Source organism: Actinotignum vesiculae, assembly GCF_051267215.1.
Classification (GTDB): Bacteria; Actinomycetota; Actinomycetes; order Actinomycetales; family Actinomycetaceae; genus Actinotignum; species Actinotignum schaalii.
In genome coordinates this window covers 82,703-102,372 of record NZ_JBOZGG010000003.1, presented here as the reverse complement: position 1 = coordinate 102,372, position 19,670 = coordinate 82,703, and the positions used below count along the sequence as shown (strand labels likewise).

At 63.6% G+C, this 19,670-nt stretch carries 18 protein-coding genes; 15 read left to right on the top strand and 3 right to left on the bottom strand.

What is annotated here, in order from left to right; all coding sequences use genetic code 11:
• Nucleotides 1-276: 276 nt before the first annotated feature.
• From rpsB to ACRQHG_RS02745, 3 genes are all read left to right on the top strand, one after another.
• Nucleotides 277-1,164, top strand: a complete 888-nt coding sequence (gene rpsB / locus ACRQHG_RS02755) for a 30S ribosomal protein S2 (RefSeq protein WP_087070992.1) — start codon at nt 277-279, stop codon at nt 1,162-1,164.
• A 29-nt stretch (nt 1,165-1,193) separates the two neighbouring features.
• Nucleotides 1,194-2,042: a translation elongation factor Ts gene (gene tsf, locus ACRQHG_RS02750; protein WP_435719428.1), complete on the top strand. Its 849-nt coding sequence runs from the start codon at nt 1,194-1,196 to the stop codon at nt 2,040-2,042.
• Between the two features lie 509 nt (nt 2,043-2,551).
• Nucleotides 2,552-3,433: a formate/nitrite transporter family protein gene (locus ACRQHG_RS02745; RefSeq protein WP_435719427.1), complete on the top strand. Its 882-nt coding sequence runs from the start codon at nt 2,552-2,554 to the stop codon at nt 3,431-3,433.
• Nucleotides 3,434-3,626: 193 nt separating this feature from the next.
• On the opposite strand, the gene ACRQHG_RS02740 is transcribed toward ACRQHG_RS02745, so the two are convergent.
• Entirely contained in the window at nt 3,627-4,721 is a 1,095-nt protein-coding gene (locus ACRQHG_RS02740; protein WP_435719426.1) for a YeiH family protein, read from the bottom strand.
• A 64-nt stretch (nt 4,722-4,785) separates the two neighbouring features.
• Between ACRQHG_RS02740 and pyrH the strand changes: the two genes are divergently transcribed.
• The 6 genes from pyrH to ACRQHG_RS02710 all read left to right on the top strand — a co-directional run bounded on the left by pyrH (nt 4,786) and on the right by ACRQHG_RS02710 (nt 10,629).
• On the top strand, nt 4,786-5,535 hold the full coding sequence (gene pyrH / locus ACRQHG_RS02735) for a UMP kinase (RefSeq protein ID WP_087070988.1): 750 nt from the start codon (nt 4,786-4,788) through the stop codon (nt 5,533-5,535).
• Between the two features lie 102 nt (nt 5,536-5,637).
• Nucleotides 5,638-6,195 (top strand): ribosome recycling factor, encoded by a 558-nt coding sequence (frr, locus tag ACRQHG_RS02730; protein WP_026428541.1) that lies wholly within the window; start codon nt 5,638-5,640, stop codon nt 6,193-6,195.
• The gene (locus ACRQHG_RS02725) at nt 6,195-7,073 is read left to right on the top strand and encodes a phosphatidate cytidylyltransferase (RefSeq protein ID WP_435719425.1); all 879 of its coding nucleotides are present in this window, start codon (nt 6,195-6,197) and stop codon (nt 7,071-7,073) included. The genes frr and ACRQHG_RS02725 overlap by 1 nt, the downstream gene beginning before the upstream one ends.
• A gap of 158 nt (nt 7,074-7,231) precedes the next feature.
• Nucleotides 7,232-7,771, top strand: coding sequence for a DivIVA domain-containing protein (locus tag ACRQHG_RS02720; RefSeq protein WP_051278233.1), 540 nt, complete (start codon nt 7,232-7,234; stop codon nt 7,769-7,771).
• A 10-nt stretch (nt 7,772-7,781) separates the two neighbouring features.
• Nucleotides 7,782-8,645, top strand: coding sequence for a GNAT family N-acetyltransferase (locus ACRQHG_RS02715; RefSeq protein WP_435719424.1), 864 nt, complete (start codon nt 7,782-7,784; stop codon nt 8,643-8,645).
• A gap of 160 nt (nt 8,646-8,805) precedes the next feature.
• Nucleotides 8,806-10,629: a proline--tRNA ligase gene (locus tag ACRQHG_RS02710; RefSeq protein WP_435719481.1), complete on the top strand. Its 1,824-nt coding sequence runs from the start codon at nt 8,806-8,808 to the stop codon at nt 10,627-10,629.
• A 152-nt stretch (nt 10,630-10,781) separates the two neighbouring features.
• Here ACRQHG_RS02710 and ACRQHG_RS02705 read toward each other — a convergent pair whose 3' ends face one another.
• The gene (locus tag ACRQHG_RS02705; protein WP_435719423.1) at nt 10,782-11,183 is read right to left on the bottom strand and encodes a hypothetical protein; all 402 of its coding nucleotides are present in this window, start codon (nt 11,181-11,183) and stop codon (nt 10,782-10,784) included.
• A gap of 48 nt (nt 11,184-11,231) precedes the next feature.
• Nucleotides 11,232-12,359, bottom strand: a complete 1,128-nt coding sequence (locus ACRQHG_RS02700) for a hypothetical protein (protein WP_435719422.1) — start codon at nt 12,357-12,359, stop codon at nt 11,232-11,234.
• Between the two features lie 241 nt (nt 12,360-12,600).
• On the opposite strand from ACRQHG_RS02700, the gene rimP reads away from it, so the two are divergent.
• From rimP to truB, 6 genes are all read left to right on the top strand, one after another.
• Complete coding sequence (gene rimP, locus ACRQHG_RS02695) at nt 12,601-13,152, top strand: ribosome maturation factor RimP (protein WP_087070982.1); 552 nt, start codon at nt 12,601-12,603, stop codon at nt 13,150-13,152.
• A 14-nt stretch (nt 13,153-13,166) separates the two neighbouring features.
• A complete protein-coding gene (nusA, locus tag ACRQHG_RS02690; RefSeq protein ID WP_435719480.1) occupies nt 13,167-14,276 on the top strand; it encodes a transcription termination factor NusA in 1,110 nt (369 codons plus the stop codon).
• 49 nt (nt 14,277-14,325) lie between these two features.
• A complete protein-coding gene (locus ACRQHG_RS02685; protein ID WP_435719421.1) occupies nt 14,326-14,583 on the top strand; it encodes a YlxR family protein in 258 nt (85 codons plus the stop codon).
• 127 nt (nt 14,584-14,710) lie between these two features.
• Entirely contained in the window at nt 14,711-17,779 is a 3,069-nt protein-coding gene (gene infB / locus ACRQHG_RS02680) for a translation initiation factor IF-2 (protein WP_435719420.1), read from the top strand.
• A gap of 89 nt (nt 17,780-17,868) precedes the next feature.
• The gene (gene rbfA, locus ACRQHG_RS02675; protein WP_435719419.1) at nt 17,869-18,456 is read left to right on the top strand and encodes a 30S ribosome-binding factor RbfA; all 588 of its coding nucleotides are present in this window, start codon (nt 17,869-17,871) and stop codon (nt 18,454-18,456) included.
• On the top strand, nt 18,425-19,585 hold the full coding sequence (truB, locus tag ACRQHG_RS02670; protein WP_435719418.1) for a tRNA pseudouridine(55) synthase TruB: 1,161 nt from the start codon (nt 18,425-18,427) through the stop codon (nt 19,583-19,585). The genes rbfA and truB overlap by 32 nt, the downstream gene beginning before the upstream one ends.
• Nucleotides 19,586-19,670: the final 85 nt, after the last annotated feature.

Here is a 19,670-nt window from a genome sequence, read left to right as displayed (position 1 = left end):
ATACGCCCTAACCGCAATATTCCCGCGAAAATCACATCCGTCCGCAGTTTCCCGTTTTTCCGGGTGGGGTAATATGTACAGGCGGCCGGTTATCTCCGGTCGTAATACGCGTGCCCGCATACAAGGGTCGCGGATCGGTCCCGGCATGGGCTGCCCAGTGGGTGGCGCATATCGGGAACCGCGGTTCGTGGGCACCAGGGCGCGGCGGCAATTCCGCCGTCGTGCAAGAACCGATACCGCGCCATCGCACCGATGGCGCCTGAGAAAGGACGCCGCATGGCTGTCGTCACCATGAGCCAGCTGCTGGAAGCTGGTGTGCACTTCGGGCATCAGACCCGCCGTTGGAACCCGAAGATGAAGCGTTACATCCTCACGGATCGTAACTCGATCTACATTATTGACCTGCGCAAGACGGTCGCCGATATCGACCGCACCTACGATTTCGTTAAGGAAACCGTGGCGCACGGCGGAAATATCCTCTTTGTGGGCACCAAGAAGCAGGCGCAGGAAGCCGTGAAGGAACAGGCCGAACGCACCGGGATGCCCTACGTGAACGAACGTTGGCTGGGCGGCATGCTCACCAACTTCCAGACCGTTGCCAAGCGTATTGAGCGCCTCAAGGAACTCGAGCAGATGGACTTCGAAGATGTCGCCGGCTCGGGCCTGACCAAGAAGGAACTCCTCATGCTGTCCCGCGAAAAGGACAAGCTGGAGAAGACCCTCGGCGGCCTGCGTGATATGCACCGTCTGCCCTCCGCCGTGTGGGTTGTGGACACCAACAAGGAACACCTCGCGGTCTCCGAAGCGAACAAGCTCAACATCCCGGTGGTTGCCATCCTGGACACCAACTGCGATCCGGACGAAGTGGCCTACCCGATTCCGGGTAACGACGACGCCATCGGCGCCGTCGGGCTGCTCACCCGCGTCATCGGTGATGCGGTAGCCGAAGGCCTCCTGGCCCGCGGCGCCGGCAAGAACGCCACCGAAGATGCGATGCCCGAATGGGAACGCGAAGTTCTCGCGGCCGGGGAAGCTACCGAAGAAGCCCCCAAGGCTGAAGAGGCCGCTCCCGCCGCGGAAGCTGAAGCCGAGGCCGCCCCGGCCGAAGCCGAAGCCACCGAATCCGAAGAAAACAAGTCCGAAGAAGCTGACGCCCAGGCCTAAGCCTGAGCGCTACAAGTGAGGAGTGAAGCATGGCTAATTACACAGCCGCCGACGTGAAGGCGCTGCGTGACAAGACCGGCGCCGGCATGATGGACGCCAAGAAGGCTCTCGACGAAGCCCAGGGGGATTCTGCCAAGGCCGAAGAGATCCTGCGCGTCAAGGGCATGAAGTCCGCCGCCAAGCGTTCGGACCGCACCGCTGCGAACGGTCTGGTTGCCTCGCACGTATCCGATACCGCTGCCGGCCAGCGCGGCATTCTCGTGGAGATCAACGCCGAAACCGACTTCGTGGCCAAGAATGAGAAGTTCATCGGTATGGCCGATGAGATCCTCACCGCCGCCGTGGATTCCGGCGCCGATAGCGTGGAAGCGCTGCTCGCCGCCAAGCTGGGCGACGGCACCGTTGCGGATCGCATCACCGCCATGACCGCCGTCATCGGCGAAAAGATGGAAGTCTCCCACGTGGAAGTCCTCGAGGGCGAGCACGTGGAAGCCTATATGCACCGCACCAACCCCGACCTGCCCCCGCAGGTGGGCGTGCTGGTGGCCACCGATGCCAAGGCTGCCGAAGTTGCGCACGACGTCACCGTGCACATCGCCGCGCTCGACCCGAAGTACCTCTCCATTGAGGACGTTCCGGCCGACGTGGTGGAAACCGAAAAGCGCATCGCCACCGAAACGACCATCGCTGAAGGCAAGCCGGAAAAGGCCGTGCCGAAGATCGTGGAAGGCCGCATGCACGGCTTCTACAAGCAGGTTGTTCTTGAGGAGCAGGGCTACGCCCGCGAGCCGAAGACCCCGGTCAAGACCATCGTGTCCCAGACCGGCGGCAAGGTGACCGGTTTCAAGCGTCTGCGCGTCGGTTCGCACGCTGAATAAGTTTGTGCACGCACCGGAATGTAGTTTCCGGTTGCCGGGAGCCTAGCTTTCGGTTGCGAGAACGATAGAAGCCGGAGGGCGGGAGGTACGAGAGTACGTCCCGCCCTCTGTTGTTTTTGGAGCCGACGCTTTGCGTGTAGGTGCGGCTATGTGTGCATGCAGGTGCGGCCCGATTGATGGGCGCCGGTGGGTTATGTGTGCGTGCAGGTGCAGTGCGATTGATGGGCACCGGTGCGGTGCGATGTGTGCGCGCAGTGATGCGCGCCGTTAGTACGACGACGGCGCCCCGCGTGCCGCGGGGCGGGGCCAGCCCACCGTGGGCACCGTAGGCGCATATCGATCACCAGGATGTGCCGCGAACTGGCCCGCCGCCCCGGAGCGCCGTAGCCTGCACCGTATGCCCCGCCGTCCGCGCCGTGCCCCGTCGCTATCTGCTCATAAATATCTATAGCTCCCAGCGGGCACTTTCACATAAGATGAGGGGCGCTGAACTGACAAAGGAGTAAGAGGTGAGCATAACCATTCCTGATCCGCATACCCTTGCGGTTGAAAACGCCCGCGCGGCATACAAGAAAACTAAGAAACCGCTGACGCGATCCTTCGTGATGGCGCTCTCCGGTGGTGCCTTCATTGGCATGGGATACATTTTCTACATCACGTCGCAACAGGGCCTGGCTGACGCGCCGCTCGGCCCGGCGAAAGTCCTGGGAGGCCTGTGCTTCTCCGTCGGTCTCATCCTGGTGGTGCTGACCGGCTCAGACCTCTTCACCTCAACCACGATGACGGTCATGCCGCTCTACCACAAGCGGGTGCGCCCACGGCGCTTCTTCGCTCACTGGGGCACCTCCCTGGCCGGAAACCTAGTTGGGGCACTGTTCCTGGCGTTGCTCGTCTTCGGGGCCGGCCAGGCGCTCTCCAACGGCGGGGCATGGGGCGAAGTTGCCCTCCACACGGCGGCGGGCAAGGCCGCGCACTCTATCCCGGAATCCTTCCTCCTCGGTGTGCTCGCGAATATCGCGGTGTGCGCCGGCGTGTGGATCGCGCAATCGGGGCGGTCCACGGCGGATAAGATTCTCGCCTGCCTGTGCCCCATCCCGCTCTTCGTTGCCGCAGGCTTCGAGCACTCCATCGCCAATATGTTCCTGCTCCCGCTCGGCCTCATGTGCAAGTACTGGGGCGGGGATGCCTTCTGGAATTCCGAAGCGGTGCTCGCTTCCGGCCACGGGCTCGCCGACTACGCCGCGTTCACGCCGGGCGCCGTCGCCCTCAATATCGGTGTGGTGATTCTCGGCAATATCGTGGGCGGCGGTTTCATCCTCGCCACCTACTTCTGGGTTGCGTATCTGCGTGACGACGACGCAGCCGACGTCTACGACGCGCCGCTCAAGTAATCCACGGCGCTACCGCCATCGCCCCGGGTACGGGCAAGCATCCCCAGGTGCGGGCACACGATCATTCCTGGCGGGACGGCGCATAACCATCCCGACTGCTGGGCAAGATTTCTCCCGGCCACGGGGCAAAGAAAGCGGGGGCTCTCCTGAGTGGAGGCCCCCGCTTTCGCGTGTGTCGCATGCTACGCGGCTGCTAGACCACGAAAACGGCCACGCAAGCCAGCCCGATCCCCACGATTACCAAGGTGAGAAGGAAACCGAAGAGGACGGTGCGTGCCCCCGTATGCATAATCGTCTTGAGATGGACGCCGGCGCCCATGGCGCCCATGGCGGCGATGAGGAGCCAGTTGGCAACGTCGTTACCAAGAATCTGCAAGGCGCTGGCCGCCCAAGCCTGGTTTTCTAGCACGGAGGCGATCCCCACCGCGATAAGGAAGCCGAGCACAAACAGCGGGATAAGGGGAGCGGAGCTACGGGTATGCCCGTGGGCATCAAGCGCCGCCCCGTCCAGCCCCGCGGCGCGGGCCTCACGTTGCTTAGCGGCGCGCTCCAGTAGCCCCACCACGGCGATAACGGCGGCCAGGCACACCACGCGCCCGAGTTTTGCAGCGGTAGCGGTATCGGCCACCCCACCGTAAATATTCGCGGCGGCCACCACCTGGCCAACCTCGTGAATAGTGGCGCCCATCCACACAGCCGCCTGATTGGCGCTCAAATCCAGCAGGTGGGCGAGCCAGGGGAGTGCCACCAGGGTGAGGGTGCCGAAGAGCGTCACGCAGGCAATAGCGGTTGCCGCGGCGGTATCACGCTCGTCTTCGTTACGAACCCGCACCACGGCGGAGGTTCCTGCCACCGCGGAGGCTCCGCAGATTGAGGTGCCCACGGCGGTGAGAATAGCCGAGGCATGGGGCACCCGCAGGAGTTTACTCAGCGGCACCGAAATGAGCATCGTTGCGGTCACGCAGGTGATGATGGTGATGAGAGTGCCCCAGCCCAGGCTCAAAATCGCGGGGATGGACAGGCGCAGCCCCAGGAGCACCACTCCGGTGCGTAGCACCCGCTTGGACGTGAAGGTGAGACCGCGGTTGGCCGAGCGGGGAATAAGTCCCAGGTTACGCACCAGCATGCCCAGTACGATGGCGAAGAGCATGGCAGAGAGCAGGGGCATCAACTTACTCAAGCCCCAGGATGCCACCGCGATGAGAGCGGCGAGCAGCACGCCCGGCGTGAGGGCGCGCAGGGACGCCGCCCACGTGGCGGCGTCGAAAGACGTATTTTTATTAGACACCCGGATATTATGCCTCAGCTCGCGCTGGTATGGTTAAGCCCGATGAACTGAGCGACGGGAGGCAATGGTGACACTACTGGAACATGACGCGAGCTCGGATGGAGTCCGCAGAGTTCTTCTCAAACTATCTGGAGAAACTTTTGGGGCGGGTAGCGTCGGTGTCGATGCCACGGTGCTCCAGCGCGTCGCCGGAGAAATTGCCGAAGCGGCGGCTTCGGGAATCCAAGTGGCCATCGTTGTAGGCGGAGGAAACTTCTTCCGCGGAGCCGAATTGCAGCAGTCCGGAATGGACCGGGCCCGGGCGGACTATATGGGGATGCTCGGCACCGTCATGAACGCGATCGCGCTCCAGGATTTCATTGAGCAGGCCGGCACCCAGTGCCGCGTGCAAACCGCGATCCAGATGACCCAGATTGCCGAACCGTATATTCCCCTGCGCGCCATCCGCCACCTCCAGAAAGGGCGGGTGGTTATTTTCGGCGCCGGGGCCGGTATGCCCTATTTCTCCACCGATACCGTATCCGCCCAGCGCGCCCTGGAACTGCGCTGCGATGAGCTCCTCATGGGCAAGAACGGGGTAGACGGAGTCTATACCGCCGATCCGCGTACCCATCCGGAAGCGGAAAAGCTCAGCGCCATTAGCTACGATACGGTGCTTTCCCACAACCTCCAGGTGGCCGACGGCGCCGCCTTTGCCCTGGCGCGGAATAACTCCCTGCCGATGCGGGTTTTCGGGATGACTGAGCCGGGTAATGTTACCGCCGCGCTGCGCGGTGAGAATATTGGAACGGTGGTCTCCGCTCAGGGCGCATAGCCCCGCTAAGCCGGTAAGATATGTCACATCGGGCGCGTGGACGCTGCTGCGTCGTCGTACCACGTAGCTACGCGCCGTGAACGAAACTGCGAAGGAAAAAACATGATTGAAGAAGCTTTGCGCGAAGCCCGCGAAAAGATGGGCAAAACTATTGAAGCAACCAGCGAAGAATTTTCGCATATTCGCTCCGGGCGGGCCAGCGCCGGGATGTTCAACCCGATTCTGGTGGACTACTACGGAACCCTCACGCCGCTCCAGCAGCTTGCCACCATCACCATTCCCGAACCGCGCACCGTGATGATCACGCCCTTCGATCCGGGTGCCAAACAGGGTATCGACAAGGCGCTGCGCGAATCTGACCTGGGCGTTAATCCTTCCGATGACGGCAACGTGCTGCGCGTGAACCTTCCGGCCCTGACCGAGGAACGCCGCAAGGACTACGTCAAGCTGGCCCGTACCCGCGCTGAAGATGGGCGCGTGTCCATCCGCGCGGTGCGTCGCAAGGCGAAGGACACCCTGGAGGCTATTCAAAAAGATGGCGAGGCCGGGGAAGATGAAGTCAAGCGCGCCGAAGACGAACTGGAAAAGCTGACGAAGAGCTTCGTGGAGCAGATCGATAAGCTCCTCGAAGGCAAGGAAAAGGACCTGCTCGAAATCTAATGTCGCGCCCCTCGTTGCGGAGCATAATCGCTCCGCGTCCCCCGCAACCGCCGCGCCCCACCTCCTCGCGGGCCGGCCGTAATCTCAAAGCCGCCGTCCCCACCGCGCTGATTCTGCTGGCGCTGGTGGCCCTCAGTGTTCTCTGGCGCATCGAGCTTTTTGTGGTGCTCGTGGTGGTGGCGCTCAGCTTCGCTGTATGGGAGGCCGCGGGCGCGTTTCTCGCGCGCCGTATTCGGTTGCCGCTCACGATGCTGCTGGCCGGGAATATCGCGATACTGGCGCTTGCCTGGTGGCGCGGACTCGGCGCTGCCATGCTGGCTTTCGGGGCGACGGTGGTGGCCTGCGCCGTGTGGCTGGGGATACGCGACCGGGCGCGGGCACAGGTGAGCGACGCCGCCTGCGCGGTTTTCGTTTCCCTGTGGATTAGCGTGCTGGGGAGTTTTGCGGTGGCGCTGTGCCAGCTTGATTCCCCAGCGTGGATGGTGGCAGCGCTCATCCTCCTGCCCGTTGCCAATGACACGGGTGGCTGGGCCGCCGGGGTACTTTTCGGGCGCCATCCGCTCGCCCCGCGCATTTCCCCGAAGAAAACCTGGGAGGGGCTGGCCGGCTCGGTGCTGGCCTGCCTGGTGGTGGCGCTGCTTCTTGCCACGGTGGCCCTTGGGCATGGCGTGTGGTGGGCGCTGGCCATCGGCATGGCGGCGGTGGTGTGCTGCACCGCCGGTGATCTGCTTGAATCACGCCTCAAGCGCTGGCTCGGTGTCAAAGATATGGGAGCAATTTTCCCCGGGCACGGCGGCATGCTGGATCGCATCGATTCCATCTTGCTCTGGGCGCCGTTCTGCTATCTCTTCTTCGCGGCGGCGCAAGGGGTGCTCTGAAAGACGCTCTAAATTTCCACACCGTAGTATCGGTGGGTGCTGCGCTGTGAGCGAGAGCGGCGCGTGGCGGGCGCATATGGCAAAATGAGTGCGGCACATTAAGAGGGAAGGTCGGCATGTCGGCACCGTGGTGCTGGCACAGACAAGTGAGGTGAGTTGTGAGCACGTTTAAGCGAGTGGGTCCGCTCACGCGCGGATACAATACCGAGCAGGTCGATGATTTCCTCGCCCGCGCGAAAGACGCATATTCGCGGGGAACTGGCGATATGGACGAGACTGATGTGCGGCGCGTCGGTTTTTCCCGCCAGCGCGGCGGATATGATCCGGCCCGCGTGGATGCCGCTCTCGACCGCCTTGAAGCCGCTTTTATTCACCTCAAGCGTGCTAATACCATCGGGGCGCGCGGGGAACAGGCCTGGCTCAACCTCGCCTACCAGGATGCTAAAAGTCTCTATCCGCGCCTGCTACGCCCGGCCGGGCAGCGTTTTGCCGACGCTGAAGGCTGGGGATACCGCAAAACGGACGTTGATGAACTTCTTGACCGCCTCGCCCGGTATTTCGACGGTGAAGAAACCGTAACTTCCGAAGTGGTACGGGATGCTATTTTCCCGGAATCACGCGGAAAAAATGCTTATGATGAGGCCGTCGTGGATGTGTTCCTCGAGCGGGCTGTCAGCGTCTTGCTTGCGGTGGAGTAAACGCACCGCGATGAAACGCTCCATTTGGCCGCATCGAGCCGCATCCTCGCTGCGCCGTCTCACGGGCGCGGATAAATCCCGCGCCCTGGAATTTTTAGCCCGCGACCCGATCAACTCCGTGCTCGCCCGCGTCAATGTGGAACGCATGGGCGTGGGAACATCCTCGGCGCTGGCGGCGATGCACCGCCGCGATATTGAAGCCCTCGCCTGGGATGGTGGAAATATTATTCCCCTCGGCTTTTCGGCGGCGGGGCTGCGCGAACTAGGCGACGATATTCTGTCCCGGCATCGGGTAGCCTGCTCCATCCTCGGGCCGGCCGATCAGGTTCTTGGGCTGTGGGAGCACCTGGAGCGCTCCTGGAGCCCCGCCCGCGAGGTTCGCGCGCGCCAATATTCTCTCTCCCTGACCCACGCCTCTCCAGTGGTGCCCGATCCGCAGGTGCGCCCGGCCGAACCCTGGGAATTTGGCGCTGTTTTCCCGGCGGCAGTAGCTATGTTCACCGAGGAAGTCGGATACGACCCCACCGTGTACGGGCCCACCTACGCGCGCCGGGTTCGCGAGCTCATCCGCTCCGGCCGCACCTTCGTGCGCATGGGCATCGACCCCGCCACCGGCGCCCCGCGAGTGGAATTCAAGGCGGATATCGGTGCGTTAGCCGGGGGAGTGGCGCAGATCCAAGGAGTATGGACCGCTCCTGACCTGCGCGGGCGCGGGATCGCAACCCGAGCGATGGCGAGCGTCGTCGATCAGGTGCGTGCCCGCCATGCGCCCACCGTCTCCCTCTACGTCAATGACTACAATGCCGCCGCGGTGCGGCTCTACCAGCATGTTGGCTTCAGCCGTGCGGGGGAGTGGGCGACGGTCCTCCTCTAGCGGCGGGGCGCCGTATTCGCTCCAGGCACCGTGCTGCGCCCCGTATGCGTCGTCCACCACCAGTGCCGCGCCGTCGCCCCCTCCACCACCGGTGCTGTGCTCCGTATGCACCGTGCCGCGCCGTTCCCGGCAAGCGGGTAGAATGGCGGGCGTGCTGAGAATGTCTAGTCTTTTTGTGCGCACCTTGCGCGAAGACCCGGCCGACGCCGAGGTCGCCAGTCATAAGCTCCTAGTCCGCGGCGGGTACGTGCGGCGCGTGGCTCCCGGTATTTACACCTGGCTGCCGCTGGGCCTGCGGGTGCTGCGGAAAGTGGAACAGGTTGTCCGCGAAGAAATGGATGCATCCGGGGCTCAGGAAGTACTTTTCCCGGCGCTCCTCCCGCGTGAACCCTATGAGGCCACAAACCGCTGGAGCGAATACGGCCCCACTCTTTTCAAGCTGGCGGACCGCAAAGGCAACGACATGTTGCTCGCCCCCACGCACGAGGAAATGTTCACGCTCCTCGTCAAGGATCTTTATTCTTCCTACAAGGATCTGCCCCTCACGCTCTACCAGATCCAAACGAAGTACCGCGATGAGGCCCGTCCGCGCGCTGGTGTGATTCGCGGGCGCGAATTCGTCATGAAGGATGCATATTCTTTCGATATGGACGAGGCGGGTCTGGACGCTTCCTACAATACGATGCGTGCGGCTTACCAGCGTATTTTCGAGCGTCTGGGTCTGCCTTACGCGATTGTCTCCGCCATGTCCGGTGCGATGGGTGGCTCGCGTTCGGAAGAGTTCCTGTTCCCCACCGCTATTGGGGAGGATACTTTTGTCCGGTCCGCGGGTGGTTACGCCGCGAATACCGAAGCGGTTACGACGCCGCCGCTCCCGGAGCAGGACTTCTCCGACGTTCCGGCACCCGAGCTGGTGGACACCCCCGGGGCGAAAACCATTGCTGACCTGGTTGAGATGGCGAACCGGGTACATCCCCGCTCGGATCGTCCCTGGAACGCGGCCGATACCCTCAAGTCGGTTATCGTGACCCTCACCCATCCCGACGGCGAGAAGGAAGTGGTGGTTATCGCCCTTCCCGGGGATCGCGAAGTTGATATGAAGCGTGTGGAAGCCAGCTTGGCTCCGGCCGAAGTGGAGCTTGCTTCTCCTGAGGACATGGAGAAGTACCCGGGAATCGTGCCGGGTTATACCGGCCCCGGTGCGGTTGGCCCGCAAGCCCGCGGCGGCGCCGTTGCCGACGGTGCCGATGACGGTGCAGCAACCGGCGACGGCGCAACGGTGCCGGTGGCGCGCCTCCTCCTTGACCCCCACGTGGCCCGTGGCTCGCGCTGGATCGCGGGTGGCAACGCGGTGGATAAGCATGTATTCAACCTGGTGTACGGGCGTGATTTCGAGGCCGATGGCGCCATCGAAGCCGCCGAAGTACGCGCCGGCGACGAGGCCCCGGACGGCTCGGGCCCGCTCGATATCGCGCGCGGTATTGAAATTGGTCATATTTTCCAGCTGGGGCGCAAATACGCCGAGGCTCTCGGCCTCACGGTGCTCGACGAAAACGGCAAAACCCGCGTGGTCACCATGGGCTCCTACGGTGTGGGTGTTTCCCGCGTCCTCGCCGCTATTGCAGAGCAATACCACGATGAGAAGGGCCTGGTCTGGCCGGTGGGCGTCGCGCCCGCGCAGGTGCATATTCTTGCTACCGGTAAGGACGACGCCGTCTTCTCTGCCGCGGAGGACTTAGCCACGCAGCTGACCGCCGCGGGTATCGAAGTCCTCTTTGATGACCGCCGTAAGGTGAGCGCCGGGGTGAAATTCGCTGATTACGAGCTCCTCGGTATGCCCTACGCGGTGGTGGTTGGGCGGGGCCTGGCCAACGGGACGGTGGAAGTCCGCACCCGCGCCACTGGGGAATCCGAAGACGTGGCGGTGGCGGATGCTGCCGCACGGGTACAGGAGATCCTGGCTGCTGCCCAAGCGGGCGAGTAATCGTTCCCACGCCGGGTAGCTGTGTGCTCGACTCTGATAACTGATAACCACAAAATGCGCTTCCAGTTACATAAATCTGTATGCTCTGGAAGCGCATTTTGTGTGCCCGGGGGGCGGGTCGGATCCGATCAATAAAGTCGGGCTACGTTCGGCTAAAACGCTCCTATCACTCCCACTGCGAAGCAGAAAGCCAGGAGAGTCCCCATATCCGCGACGGTCTCAAGGTTGAACCCGAAACGGGGCGGTTTACTGCCGGGCTTGCGGTATTTCTTGACGATGACGAATAAAACCGTAAAGACGGCGCAGGCGCCCAGTAAACGCGGCCACTGGTAGGCGAGTGCCTCGCCATAGCCCACTTTTTTCTCGAGTAGTGCCCGTGAATTATTGACGTGAAAAGCGAGTAACAAGAGGATCCACAGAACATAATCGGCAAGCAGATCTAAAATGCGGGACATGCGGCGCTCGATGGCGATGTCCTCCTCTGAGCGCGGCAATGGATCGTTGAGGCCGGGGCGGTCTGGCTCATCGCTGAGAGAAGCGTTGTGTGCATGCATACAACCAACGTACCTTATTAGTTATTGATTATCGCAGGGATAACGTAATTAGCCTGCCGTGTGTGGCGAAAGCCCGGGGAGTGCCGCGCTGCCAGGGCTCTGGCCATCGGTCCCGTCCGCACCATCTAAGGCAATCGCAAAATTGAGAGCTTCCGTGGCCGGAACCGGGCTATGCCACAGCGCACCGATCAGCGTAGCGTAAGCGGCGGATGCGAGCTCATCATCCGCAACAGCCGGGAGGGGAACGCTGGCGGCTCGGGTATCCGGGGTGCCGGCCCGAAGTAGGGCTTCCTCCAGATCAGCAATGCGCGCGATGCGTTCCATGCGTTCGGCATGCCCGTCCATGCCGCGGCGTGCCGCATCAACTTCGTACCACTGGCGGGCCGTATTCGCGGCCGCGAGAAGCGTCTCGTCGCCGCCCGCCGGTGCCAGCTGAGCGGCGTCGTACCTGGGGCCACCCGCACCCTCGGCACCAAAGGCAGCTGGGGCGGGTAACCCCGCAGCCTCAGCCACGGCCTGAGCATCCCACGTTGCCCGCAGTGCAATAGCTAAATAAAGCGCGCGCTCCCCGGCTGCTTCCTCGGACATTTCCTCGCGAGGGCTGACGCCTTTCGCTGCGCCGCCTGCCGCACCGTCTGCCGCGTCAGTTACTGCACCACTTGACGCACCGGCGGCCGCACCTTTCGCCGGAGCTTCTGGTTCGGGCAGTAGCGCATCTGCCGCCGTCACTGCCACCGTGCTGATCTTGGATAATTCCGCGAGTAACTCAGCAGCATCCGGAGCAAGGGGAGAAGGCTCGGGAGAATTTGTATGCCCGGCCGGGGCGCCGCTCGGCCAGGCCTGCCACACCCCGCCCAGCTGGTTCTCCCACGCGTTCGCGTGTTCGGCAACATCCTGATATACCTGCGCGGCGTAGCCGCCCGCTTCGGCGGCCAGATCGGTGGCGGCCGCGGAGCACCGTTGGGATGCCACGGCGAGGCCTTGGCGCAGTTCTTGCGTCGTCGTCATGGGTTTGGGAGAAGGATCACCGTGTTCCCACCGCGCTCCCATCGCAATAAGAATGGCGCCAATAATGAGAATGGCGAGCACGGCGGTGCCCACCAGCTGCACCGTGGTTCGAACCGGCTGAGAGGTGCGCCGATGAGCGGGCGCTCCGCTCCGGGGTGCAGCTGCCATGATTCTCCGCTTTCTTGACGAGAATAAAACCGCTTACATTGTGCCATCTCCGTCGGCCCTGGAGACGGTGCGCGCGCGGATAACGGTGCGCGCGCGGATAACGGTGCGTGGCGCACCGTGCCGCCGTTGGCAACGGCGGGTGATACCTGCACCGTGGGCGCCGGCAACGCTAACTGCACCGTGGGCGCCGTCTGGCACGCCCGTGTACCACGGCGCGGCGCGGAAACTGTAGGATTAGCCCATGAGTCATTCCAAGAGTTCGCGTCCTCCCGCGCGGCGGGACCGCCGCTCTACCGGGCCCCGTAAATCCAGTCAGGCACAGCGGACCGGTGAAATCATCGCCGCGATTGAACCTCTTGTCTCGCAATGCGGACTCTACCTGGAAGGCGTAACGGTGGGCCGTGCCGGCGGGCGCGCCGTCGTTCAGGTCACCGTCGATCTTCCCAGCGGCCCCGGCGGTGTTGGCTCGGATCAACTCACCGACGTTTCGCGCCTTATTTCCGCACGTTTGGACGATGTTGATCTCGTCCAGGGCGCCTATAACCTTGAAGTGTCCACCCCCGGTGCCACCCGCCCGCTCGTGGAGCCGCGCCACTTTTCCCGCGCCGTGGGGCGCCTGCTGCGTCTGACACCCTCCGGTGAGGATGAGATCGTGACCCGGCTGCGCGCCGTTGAAGGCGATACCCTCGTTCTCGCATCAGATAACGGGGGAGCGGAACGGCGCTTACCCATTGGCCGAGTGGAACGGGCCCGCGTTGATATTGAATTCCATCGCGACGGCGAGGAAGAGTAGGAGAAATCGTGGATATTCAAATTCACATGAACGAGCTGCGGGCCCTGGAAAGTGAACTTGGCCTGAGCTCCGATGTACTCGTCGAAGCAATTGAAGATGCTTTGTTGCACGCTTACGCGCGGGTGCCCGGTGCGATTCGCGGGGCCCGGGTTGATATGGATCGGCGCACCGGCAAAATCGTGGTGTGGGCCCCGGAAATTGACGAAGAAGGCAACGTCGTCGGTGAATTCGATGACACGCCGCACGATTTTGGGCGCATCGCAACGGCGACGGCGAAATCCGTGATCGCCCAGCGTCTCAAGGAAGCCGAAGCAAATCGCGTGCTCGGCTCCTTCAAAAATAAGCAGGGTGACATTATTTCCGGCGTGGTGCAAGGCCGGGCCGGGCGCGATAGCTTCTCCCGTGATCTTCTCGTGGAAGTCGGGGATCACGAAGCTATTTTGCGTGCGGAAGAACAGGTTCCCACCGAGCATCTCAACCGCGGGGATCGCATCCGCGCCCTTGTTTTAGATGTGGTAGTCACCAGCCGCGGTGCCTCCATTCGGCTTTCGCGCACCCACCCGGATTTTGTGCGCCGTCTCTTCGAACTCGAAGTGCCTGAAATTGCTAGCGGCACCGTGGAACTCGTGGCGCTCGCGCGCGAGGCGGGGCATCGCTCCAAGCTCGCCGTGTACGCCGAGGATCCGGAGGTTAATGCCAAGGGTGCGTGTATTGGCCATAACGGTCAGCGCGTGCGCGCGGTCACCACGGAACTGGGCGGGGAGAAAATTGACATCGTTGATTACAACGATGACCCGGCGGTATTTATCGCTGCCTCGCTGTCACCCGCGAAAGTAAGCCGGGTGGATATCCTCTCCGCGGAGAAGCGCCAGGCTCGCGCCATTGTTCCCGATGGGCAGGCATCCCTCGCCATCGGTAAAGAAGCGCAAAATGTGCGCCTGGCCGCCAAGCTCACCGGGTGGTCCATCGATATTCGTAAAGAATCCGATGTGCAAGAAGCCTCCGGTGGCGACGTCGCAGACGGCGCCGCTCCCAGCGCCGCTCCCGCCACCCCCGCCGTTGAAGCAAGCGCCGCTGAACACGGGGAAGATCACGCGCCGCATCCGCATGATGACGTGCGTTAGTAGCATCTTGCCGCTAAAATAGATAGGGTGTGACTTTCGAGGCGGTGGGATGATGGCGAAAAATCCGCGCATGTGCGTGGGCTGCCGTCAGCGTGCCGCCCGGGAGGATCTGGTGCGCTTAGCACTCACCGATGCGGGAGTCGTTGTGGATAAGGAACAGCGACTACTCGGCCGGGGAGCGTGGGTGCATCCCCGCCCTGACTGTCTAGCCAGGGGAATGCGGACGGGACAACTTGCGCATGCCTTTCGCTGCGCCGTCGTTCTTCCTCCGCATGCCGTAACAGAAGTAATCAGTTCGCTCGCGTGAGCGGAGCGAAAACCCGAGACCAAGAAAGCGGGTTGGAAGCTGATGGGCACCCGATGAGTACCCAACGATGAACAACCGGATTTAACGGGTCCGCGCGCACTTTTGCCGGGCCCAACGAAGGAGAACTGTGGCAAAAGTCCGCGTCCATGAACTCGCCAAGGAACTGGGGGTGACCAGCAAGAAGCTGCTGGCCACGCTCAAGGAGAATGGCGAATTCGTCAAATCTGCCTCGTCCACCATTGAGGCACCTGTTGTGCGTAAAGCACGTGAATACTTTGAAGCGCACCCCGAATTGGTTGAATCTAAGGGGAGCGGCAAGCCGGCCCCACGCAAGCCGGTTCGTAAGCATCCTGTGGCCCCCGATGCGGTGGATATGCCCGCCGGTTCGGCCTCAATTGTCGATGTGACGGCGCAGGCGAAAGCCGCCGCGAAATCCGATGCCGCCGGTACCGCTGGCACCGGTGCACCCAAGCCCGGCCCGAAGCCGGCCCCGGCCAAGCAGCATGCGGATAGTGCCGCGGCGCCCACCCCGGCCGCGGTGGCAGGCAGCGCCGGACCTAACGCCGGAACGGCCACCGGCACCGCTGCACCGAAGCCCGGTGCCGCAGCTGGTGCGCACGGCGGGGCAGCCCCGAAGCCCGGCAAGCCCGGCTCGCAGCAGGCCACGCCGAAACCGGCTCCCAAGCCCGGCGCTCCCGCACCGTCCGGCAAATCCGGGGAGGCGAGTTCCGCCCAGGGCTCCGCTGCCTCGCACGGCGGCTCTAAGCCCCAGGAAACGGGGCACGCCGGCCGTTCCAATATTCCTACCCCGCGCGGCGCGGTGAAATCCGCCAAGGCCGCGCGCGCCGAAGCCGATCAGCGCACCCCGCGCCCCGGCAATAACCCCTACGCCACCTCGCAGGGCATGCCCCGTCCGGGTGGCGGGCGCGGTCCGCGGCCCGGCAATAATCCGTATGCCACCTCGCAGGGCATGCCCCGCCCGGGTGGCGGGCGCAAGAATACGGGTACTCCCCGCCCCGGTGCGCATCAAGGCGCGCATCAGAACAATCACGGCGGCGGGCAGCGCTCCGGTGGCGGGCGCGGGCACGGTGGTTCACGTCCCTCGCCGGCGATGATGCCTAACCAGATGGCCGGTGCTCCGTCCTCCGGGCGGGGCGGTCGCGGCGGTGGCCGCGGGCGCGGTCCGGCGGGCGGCGGTCAGAACCGTGGCGGGCAAGGCCGGCCCACGGGCGGCTTCACCCGCAGTGGTGGGCGTGCGCGTGGCGGCTCCACCGCCGGTGCTTTCGGGCGCCGTGGAGGCGGCGGGGGTCGCAAATCCAAGCGGACCCGGCGCGAAGAATACGAAGCACAGTCCTCGCCGATGCTCTCCGGTGTCCAGGTTCCCCGCGGGGATGGCTCCACCGTGGTGCGCCTGCGCCAGGGTGCTTCGCTTGCGGACTTCGCCGAACGTATCGGTGCGTCCTCGGCGGCCCTCATCACCGTGCTCTTCCGCATGGGTGAAATGGCCACGATGAACCAGTCGCTGGACGAAGATACTTTCAAGCTGCTGGGCGCCGAGCTCGGCTACGAGGTGGAAGTTCTCTCCGCCGAAGATGAGGATCGCGAAATCCTGGAGAGCTTCGATATTAACCTCGAAGAAGAAGAACTCCTGGAAGACGAAGAGAACCTCAAGCCGCGTCCCCCGGTTGTTACCGTTATGGGCCACGTGGACCACGGTAAAACCAAGCTCCTCGATGCGTTCCGCCATTCGCGGGTGGAAGGTACCGAATCGGGCGGTATTACCCAGGCCATCGGTGCTTTCCAGACCGATATCGAATACGAAGGCGAAACCCGGGCGATCACATTCATCGATACCCCCGGTCACGAAGCCTTCACTCAGATGCGTGCCCGCGGTGCGGATATTACCGACATTGCGATCCTCGTGGTCGCTGCGGACGACGGCGTGATGCCCCAGACGGTGGAAGCGATCAACCACGCGCAATCCGCGGGTGTGAAGATCATCGTCGCGGTCAACAAGATCGACGTGGAAGGCGCCAACCCGCAGAAGGTGCGCAGCCAGCTGACCGAATACGGCCTCATCGCCGAAGAATACGGCGGGGACACCATGTTCCTCGACGTGTCGGCCAAGCAGCGTATCGGCATCGACGATCTACTCGAAGCCATCCTCTACGTGGCGGATGCTGAACTGGAACTCAAGGCCAATCCGGATCGCACCGCGCGCGGTGTTGCCATCGAAGCGAAGCTTGATCAGGGCCGCGGCTCGGTGATTACCGCCCTGGTACAAACCGGTACGCTGCGGATCTCCGATCCCATCGTGGTGGGTATTGCCCACGGGCGCGTGCGCGCCATGTTCGATGCCAGCGGCAACCCGGTTAAGGAAGCCGGCCCCTCCATGCCGGTCCAGGTGCTCGGGTTGGATGCGGTGCCCTCCGCCGGGGATGCTTTCCTCGTGGCAGACGACGAACGCACCGCACGTCAGATTGCCGAACAGCGCGAATCGGCACAGCGGGCGGCTTCCCTGGCGCGGCGTCGCAAGCGTGTGTCGCTGGAGAACCTCGGGGATGTCCTCAAGGAAGGCAGCGTCGAAACGCTCAACCTTATTATCAAGGGCGATTCTTCCGGTGCCGTGGAAGCGCTGGAATCCTCGCTCCTCGATATTGAGGTCGACGACGAAGTTGCGCTGCAGATCATCCACCGTGGCGTGGGCGCCATCACCCAGAACGACGTCAATCTCGCAACCGTTGATAACGCCGTCATTATCGGCTTCAACGTGCGCCCCGCCGAACGCGTGGCCGATATGGCCGAACGCGAAGGCGTGGAGATGAAGTTCTACTCGGTCATCTACCAGGCCATCGAGGAAGTGGAAGCGGCCCTCAAGGGCATGCTCAAGCCCGTCCTCGAGGAAGTTCAGCTGGGCAGCGCCGAAGTGCGCCAGCTCTTCCGCTCGGGCAAGGCCGGCACCATTGCCGGCTCCATTGTCCGCACCGGTGCGATCAAGCGCGGGGCGAAGGCACGGTTGGTACGCGACGGCGTCGTGGTGCAACCCGAGCTCGAAATTGTCTCGCTGCGCCGCGAAAAGGACGATGTTACCGAAGTGCGCGAAGGCTACGAATGCGGCATTACGCTCGGCTATCGCGATATTCACGAAGGCGACATTATTGAAACCTTCGAGATGCAGGAGAAGGCCCGTAGCTAAGGGGCTGTCCTGAGGAACGTTGCGGCCCGCCGGCTCGCCACTGGCGCTGGCGGGCCGCAGCATATCCACCAGCAATAAAGGAGACGAAGATGGCTAATCCCCGTGCGGAACGGGTGGCGAAACGTATCCAGCAGATCGTGGCGCAAACCATTAACACCCGTATGAAAGACCCGCGGCTGAATATGGTGACCATCACCGATACCCGCGTGACCGGCGACCTCCAGCACGCCACCGTATTCTTCACCGCGATCGGGCATGAGCATCAGGTGAAAGATGCCGCCCGCGGGCTGGAGGCAGCCAAGGGTGCGCTGCGCTCGGAAGTGGGGCGCCAGCTCGGCTTGCGGCTCACCCCGACCCTGGAATTCGTGGCCGACGAACTACCCGAAGGGGCCCGCATTTTTGAGGACGTGCTGGCCGCGGCCCTGCACCGTGACGCCGAACTGGCGCGCAACGCGGAGGGGAAGGAATACGCGGGGGAGGCTGATCCTTACCGCAAGCCCCGTGAAGTAACGGAAGGCGACGGCGCCGCCGCACCGTCAGGCCCCGTTGCGCCGTCGGGCCCCGTCGCACCGTTTACTCCCGCCGCACCGTCGGGCCCCGTCGCGCCGTCGGGTACCGCGGCACCGTTAGCGCCTGAGGCATCCCATGAAACCGATGCGCCAGAATCCCTGGCCTGATCTGCCCCGCGCGCAGCATCCGGCGCCAAGCGGCGTCCTGGTTATTGATAAACCCGCCGGGGTGACCTCCCACGACGTCGTTGCCGCGCTGCGCCGTCTATGTGGCACCCGTAAAGTGGGGCACGCCGGTACGCTCGACCCGATTGCCACCGGGGTGCTCGTGGTGGGTATCGGCGCCGGTACTCGGCTCCTCACCTACCTGAGCGGGGCTGATAAAGATTACCGGGCCACGTTCACGCTCGGCATCGGCTCCGATACGGAGGATTGCACCGGTACTGTCACATCCGCCCCAGGTTTTTCCGGTACGACGGCGCAGCTCGACGCTGCCCTCTCCTCCCTCCAGGGTGATATCTCGCAGGTGCCCTCGGCGTATTCGGCCAAGAAGATCGCCGGGCAGCGTGCCTATGATCTGGCCCGGGCCGGGCAGGAGGTGGTGCTCGAAGCGGTACCGATCCATATTGCCCGCCTGGAACGGAGCGGGGAGCTCCGCTGGCGCCAGGCGCCGGTCAGCGGCACGGCGGCGCTGGAAGGTCCGGCTCTGACGGATAGTGCGGCGCAATTCGAAGGGGCGGAGCCGGTAGAAACTCAAGCAGGATCTGTGCCGGTTGCGGATGTTGATGTGGAGGTGAGCTGCTCCTCGGGTACCTACGTGCGTGCCATTGCCCGTGATACCGGGATAGCGTTGGGAAGCGCAGCCCTCATGAGCGCGTTGCGGCGTACCCGCGTGGGCGGTTTCCGGCAAGACGAAGCGGTGAGCATAGCGGAACTGACGCCACTGGTGCAGGGCGGGGCGCAGCCCCCCGTTATCCCACTGGCGCAGGTGGCGGCCCGTGCACTCCCGACGGTGCAGATTGCGGCAGCTGAAGCCGAATCCGCGCGCCACGGCCAGTTTCTTGAGGCACTGGGGAGAGCAGTGGCCCCCGCCGCAGGAACGGTCTCGGGAGATGCACATGTCGCTGGAACGGCGCAGACAGATTCACGCGCTACGGGAACCACGCCGGGACAAGTATCCGGCGCGGAAAGCGAAGTTGGTACCGTCGCCCTGCTGCACGGTGATGAGCTTGTTGCGGTGGCGCGCCGGCACGGGGATAGCTTCCGGCCGGCCACCGTCTTCCCGCCCGGCGCATAAATACATTGATACGTAGGCACATAGGTGCATAAAAATCCCCGCGCCGTCACCTCTCGGGTGACGGCGCGGGGTGATGCACGCGCTA

Excerpts from the sequence above, each read along its gene's own strand:
- ACRQHG_RS02705 (WP_435719423.1), bottom strand. The coding sequence starts at position 11,183 with ATGCATGCACACAACGCTTCTCTCAGCGATGAGCCAGACCGCCCCGGC.
- rpsB (WP_087070992.1), top strand. The coding sequence starts at position 277 with ATGGCTGTCGTCACCATGAGCCAGCTGCTGGAAGCTGGTGTGCACTTC.
- truB (WP_435719418.1), top strand. The coding sequence starts at position 18,425 with ATGAAACCGATGCGCCAGAATCCCTGGCCTGATCTGCCCCGCGCGCAG.
- rbfA (WP_435719419.1), top strand. The coding sequence starts at position 17,869 with ATGGCTAATCCCCGTGCGGAACGGGTGGCGAAACGTATCCAGCAGATC.
- ACRQHG_RS02685 (WP_435719421.1), top strand. The coding sequence starts at position 14,326 with ATGATGGCGAAAAATCCGCGCATGTGCGTGGGCTGCCGTCAGCGTGCC.
- ACRQHG_RS02725 (WP_435719425.1), top strand. The coding sequence starts at position 6,195 with ATGTCGCGCCCCTCGTTGCGGAGCATAATCGCTCCGCGTCCCCCGCAA.
- tsf (WP_435719428.1), top strand. The coding sequence starts at position 1,194 with ATGGCTAATTACACAGCCGCCGACGTGAAGGCGCTGCGTGACAAGACC.
- frr (WP_026428541.1), top strand. The coding sequence starts at position 5,638 with ATGATTGAAGAAGCTTTGCGCGAAGCCCGCGAAAAGATGGGCAAAACT.
- ACRQHG_RS02710 (WP_435719481.1), top strand. The coding sequence starts at position 8,806 with ATGTCTAGTCTTTTTGTGCGCACCTTGCGCGAAGACCCGGCCGACGCC.
- pyrH (WP_087070988.1), top strand. The coding sequence starts at position 4,786 with ATGGTGACACTACTGGAACATGACGCGAGCTCGGATGGAGTCCGCAGA.
- ACRQHG_RS02700 (WP_435719422.1), bottom strand. The coding sequence starts at position 12,359 with ATGGCAGCTGCACCCCGGAGCGGAGCGCCCGCTCATCGGCGCACCTCT.
- ACRQHG_RS02715 (WP_435719424.1), top strand. The coding sequence starts at position 7,782 with ATGAAACGCTCCATTTGGCCGCATCGAGCCGCATCCTCGCTGCGCCGT.
- rimP (WP_087070982.1), top strand. The coding sequence starts at position 12,601 with ATGAGTCATTCCAAGAGTTCGCGTCCTCCCGCGCGGCGGGACCGCCGC.